The 4,583-nt window shown below is 47.2% G+C and carries 5 protein-coding genes; 1 reads left to right on the top strand and 4 read right to left on the bottom strand.

Annotated features, from left to right (window positions below):
* Nucleotides 1–312: 312 nt before the first annotated feature.
* Nucleotides 313–1,392, bottom strand: a complete 1,080-nt coding sequence (locus tag ACR2PX_RS20875; RefSeq protein ID WP_434001291.1) for an alpha/beta hydrolase — start codon at nucleotides 1,390–1,392, stop codon at nucleotides 313–315.
* A 221-nt stretch (nucleotides 1,393–1,613) separates the two neighbouring features.
* Here ACR2PX_RS20875 and ACR2PX_RS20870 point away from each other — a divergent pair, with 221 nt between their 5' ends.
* Entirely contained in the window at nucleotides 1,614–2,102 is a 489-nt protein-coding gene (locus ACR2PX_RS20870; protein WP_434001290.1) for a hypothetical protein, read from the top strand.
* Between the two features lie 53 nt (nucleotides 2,103–2,155).
* Here the strand turns inward: ACR2PX_RS20870 and ACR2PX_RS20865 are convergent, their stop codons facing one another.
* The 3 genes from ACR2PX_RS20865 to ACR2PX_RS20855 all read right to left on the bottom strand — a co-directional run.
* The gene (locus tag ACR2PX_RS20865; protein WP_434001289.1) at nucleotides 2,156–3,031 is read right to left on the bottom strand and encodes an SDR family oxidoreductase; all 876 of its coding nucleotides are present in this window, start codon (nucleotides 3,029–3,031) and stop codon (nucleotides 2,156–2,158) included.
* A gap of 1 nt (nucleotide 3,032) precedes the next feature.
* Nucleotides 3,033–4,187: an acetyl-CoA C-acetyltransferase gene (locus ACR2PX_RS20860; RefSeq protein WP_434001288.1), complete on the bottom strand. Its 1,155-nt coding sequence runs from the start codon at nucleotides 4,185–4,187 to the stop codon at nucleotides 3,033–3,035.
* Between the two features lie 287 nt (nucleotides 4,188–4,474).
* The coding region (locus ACR2PX_RS20855) for a zinc ribbon domain-containing protein (protein WP_433997355.1) at nucleotides 4,475–4,583 on the bottom strand (109 nt) is incomplete at its 5' end.

Raw genomic sequence — 4,583 nt, 5'->3', positions numbered from 1 at the left:
TTTAAGTGCATTTTTCGTCAAAAACTCCTTTTTCAGAAAGCTAAACGATCAGACAGCTTTTTCTACCCCTTGTGCGGTAAGCATTTCAGCACCACCCATTTCCAGCAGGGGGTGCTGAATAGTTACCACTCATCACCCAAAGTGATGAAGATCTGTGCCTATAGATCCTGGCTGTAACTAAAAAAGTCACCTTTATTCTTGTAGCGAAGGATGCCACGTCATCGTCCTCGCAACATAGTCCGTTTGTTCGAGTTAACAGACAAACTTAATCAGTACTCTTATTTTTTCCAACCCTTTACACTCAGGCAGAATTCATTCCTGATCCGGTTGAGTACTCAATGATTCCAGAATGTCCAGCACCCTCGCTGCAGCCTGGTCTGAATGCTCATAAGGCCAGAGGTGGGAGCCTTCTTCCCTGTAACAATTTAATTGTGTATACGTCTCGTTCATTGCACCCACTAACTTCTCATAACGGGATGGTGCAAACATTCTATCGTTCTGGGTCCAGATCAAATGGACAGGCTTTTTCAGGTTTCTCTGGAGCACTTCATGACTGGAAATAGATGACATTAAATGCTTTCTGGAGCGTTCAAGATCCCTGAACATTTTATTCTTCATGGCAGTTTCTATGGGGCAGTCCAGCCAGTCGTACACCCCTGAAGCCAACCAGAATACGGTATTCCAGAGCATGCCTGTTTTTTCAAAGCAACAGCCATAGTTCTGAACCAGCTCTGACGACCCAAAATCAAAAGGCAGCCCTCTGGCCTGTTCAATTCTGGCTTTAAAATCCTGGGCCTCTTCATTGGGTAACCCTGCTGGCGAGATCAGAATAAGACCATCATGCTTAATACCATGGAGTGGGTTCAGCAGAAGGACAAAGCCTCCCCCAAGAGAATGCCCCATCAAATAGAGCGGTTGTTTTGGGTACTCTTTTCGGATTGACCGGATGAACGCAGCAAGATGACGGGTGAAGGAGCTCAGAGACATCTTTTGATCAACAGGATAAGGCTGACTGCCATGAGCCAGAAGGTCGGGGATAAACAGGGTGGGTAAAGGTTTTTGTGATTTGACCATTTCACTGACCAGCGAGACATAAAACTCTTTTCGGGCCAATACACCGTGCACCATAACCAGTAAGCCCGGCAACTTGCCTTCCCGATAGAGATACGTATGCTGTCGATCCCCGACCTGCCTCTGCCGGTACTCTAACCCTGAGTGCACATAGTTACGGTATACGTAGAGTAGAGGCTCCTGCAGCCAGATCGCCAGATTGGCGACCATCCCTGATTCATTTTTGTCAAAATCTCTTTCCATCATGGCATGGGCAGAGGTTGCAAGAGACAACCCCACTATCCAGAAAAGAGCAGCCACATAGAATCTTAAATACCCCATTATCACTTCTGCATTGTTGTGAGCTCTTTAATATAGGCAATGATTTTAAAAGCAGGACAACGAAGTGGCAGCCTGATAGGTTTCCATAAAAACAAAAACTGGCTGTAAAAACTCTTCTACATCAATTCGACAATATTCAATGGATAAAACCAAAAATCATAATGAACACATCAATGCCATTAAAGCTCAATATGGCACCCTTTCGCTTAATGAGATAAAGAATGAAAATGCGTAGTGGTTTAAAAATCTGCTTTCTATTGATGCTGTCAGTATTATCCGTAAGCGGTCACTCTAACCCGGTTAAAAATTTCAACGACCTTAAAAAGAAACTGTTTTCTGGCTTTACTACGAACGCAGTTCTGTCTACTGAAGAATGTACAGTCACAGATCCGTTGAAGGGAGACACGGTAAGCCCTGTCACTTATTTGAGTATTAACTCAACGGACTGGATACACAAAAAGTACGAGGATAATCAGGAAGCTATTTTCTTTTTAAAAAAACAATCGTTTTTTTCCCATAAACAATCCAATCAATTAACCACCCAGCTTGCCTTCAAAAACAATGGCAAGATCATATTAACTTTTGGGATCGGTGAGCACTCAGAATTTTTTTCCCGACTCGTTTGCTATTGGAAAGACTTAACAGTGAAGGTTGAAAACAATACATCAGCAGACTACCTGTCATGTATGGAGGATAACGAATCAAATTGACTGCTGGCATATTAATTCGTCCGCATGCAGAAAGCATACGGACGAAAAAACAATCAGGTACCGTAAACCTTCTGGGCAGGAACAGACTCTTCAATCAGGGAAGCGACAGCTTCGCCCATCTCGGCAGCCTCCCAGCGAGCGCCCTTATCCTTTTGAGGCCCCTGTCGCCAGCCATCTGCTACAGAGATTTTGCCACCTTCCACTTCAAACAGTTTACCCGTAACGTTTTTGGACTCTTCAGAGCCCAGCCACACTACCAATGGTGCAACGTTTTCAGGCGCATAAAAATCAAAGCCGTCTTCCGGCTTTTTCATCATGTCCGCGAATACGTCTTCGGTCATGCCAGTACGGGCAGCCGGAGCCAGACCGTTAGAGGTGATGCCATAGCGGGCCAGTTCAGCCGCCTGAACCAAGGTCAAAGAAGCAATGCCACCCTTTGCAGCCGCATAGTTGGACTGGCCAATAGAACCCTGCAGACCTGCACCTGAACTGGTATTAATAATACGAGCACTGACTTCTTTTCCGCCCTTGGCCTGTTCACGCCAGTATTTCACGGCATTGCTGGCAATACAGAAATGGCCTTTCAGGTGAACTGACATCACCAGGTCCCAATCCGATTCCGACAGGCTGGCAAACATTCTGTCACGGCAGACACCGGCATTATTAACGATTACATGCAGATCCCCAAAGCTGTCGATAGCCTGCTTAACAATCTGGGCAGACTCTTCATAGTCGGTAATATCATTGGTGTTTGCGACCGCAGTGCCACCGGCGGCAACAATGCCATTCACGACATCATTGGCTGCTTTTTCGTTGATGTCATTGACGATAACTTTGGCACCTTCAGCAGCAAAAGCCTCGGCATAAGCTTTGCCCAGGCCTCCACCAGCACCGGTGATAATGACTATGCGATCCTTACAGAGTGCCATTTTAATCTCCCAGTCTTTCAATAATCGTTACGTTGGCCTGACCACCACCTTCACACATGGTCTGCAGACCATAGCGACCACCGGTACGTTCCAGTTCATGCAATAAGGTCGTCATCAGCTTGGTTCCGGTAGCACCCAGTGGGTGACCCAGAGCAATGGCACCACCATTAACATTGGTCTTTTCATGGGGATAGCCGGTTTCTTTCAGCCATGCCATCACCACGGAAGCAAAGGCTTCATTGATCTCTACCAGATCAATCTCGTCCAGCGTCATACCGGCTTTTTTCAATGCATACTGGGTGGCACTGATTGGAGCAGTCAACATCCAGATCGGATCTTCTGCACGAACGCTGATGTGATGGACCCGGGCACGGGGCTTGAGGTTGTACTTTTTCAGGGCTGCTTCGGAAACCACCAGAACAGCAGAAGCTGCATCACAGGTTTGACTGGAAACCGCTGCGGTTACCTTGTCACAACCAAACAGATCGTCCAGTTCAGCCATTTTTTCCAAAGAAGATTCTCTGGGTGTTTCATCCACTTCAACACCGTTTAAAGGCACAATTTCCTGGTTAAATCGGCCTTCTTTAATCGCCTGGATCGCACGACGGTGGGATTCCAGTGAATACGCTTCCAGCTCTTTACGAGATAAATCCCACTTATCAGCGATCATCTGGGCAGCATTAAACTGCGTAGGTGGCTCTTCGCCGTAACGTTCTACCCAGCCTTTTGAACCGGTGAACGGATCTTTAAAACCCAGTGGTTCAGCAGCCAGCATGGCGGAAGAAATAGGAATCTGGGTCATGGTCTGGACACCGCCTGCGACCACAACATCCATGGTGCCACTCATCACAGCCTGAGCTGCAAAGTGCACTGCCTGCTGAGAAGAACCACACTGGCGATCCACTGTAGTACCCGGCACTTCCTGAGACAGGCCAGCGGCCAGCCAGCAGGTACGGGCGATATCACCGGCCAGTGGGCCAATGGTATCGACACAACCGAAGACTACATCATCGTATTCGTTATCAGGAATACCATTGCGTTCAACAATGGCTTTCAGTACATGGGCACCCAGGTCTGCACCATGGACATCAGCCAGCCCCCCCTTCCGGCGACCGGTCGGGGTACGAATGGCATCAACTATATAAGCTTCTGGCATTGTTATTATTCCTTTCTGGCTAAACCGTGCCTAATTGGTCTATTGGTTTGGACAGCGCTGTGCTGGGCACGCTTTAGGTTGAATTGAGTTAAAGTAACTTTACAAATGGACGCAAGACTAAAATTCTCAAGAGTTCAAAGCCCTTGTGTCGCCATAATAATTCTTGATTTTAATCGAAGGCCTACAGCTCGCAAACATATTAGGTAATGTTTACCACCATTTTTCAGATGCCGTATTATCACACCCCGTGCCTGCTTACTTGACCACTTTTTGACATCCTCCCCGCGCTAAAGGACGGGGATTCCTACAGCTAGACGGTCATGCCCGACCGCAAGAATGTTTCTTGCTGCGTTTACGTCACGCAGATGTTCAGCTCCGCACTCTGAACAGACCCAT

The sequence above is a fragment of the Endozoicomonas sp. genome, assembly GCF_051008435.1.
Classification (GTDB): Bacteria; Pseudomonadota; Gammaproteobacteria; order Pseudomonadales; family Endozoicomonadaceae; genus Endozoicomonas_A.
Note: the sequence above shows the minus strand (reverse complement) of the source record. Positions and strands in the feature narration are given on the sequence as shown.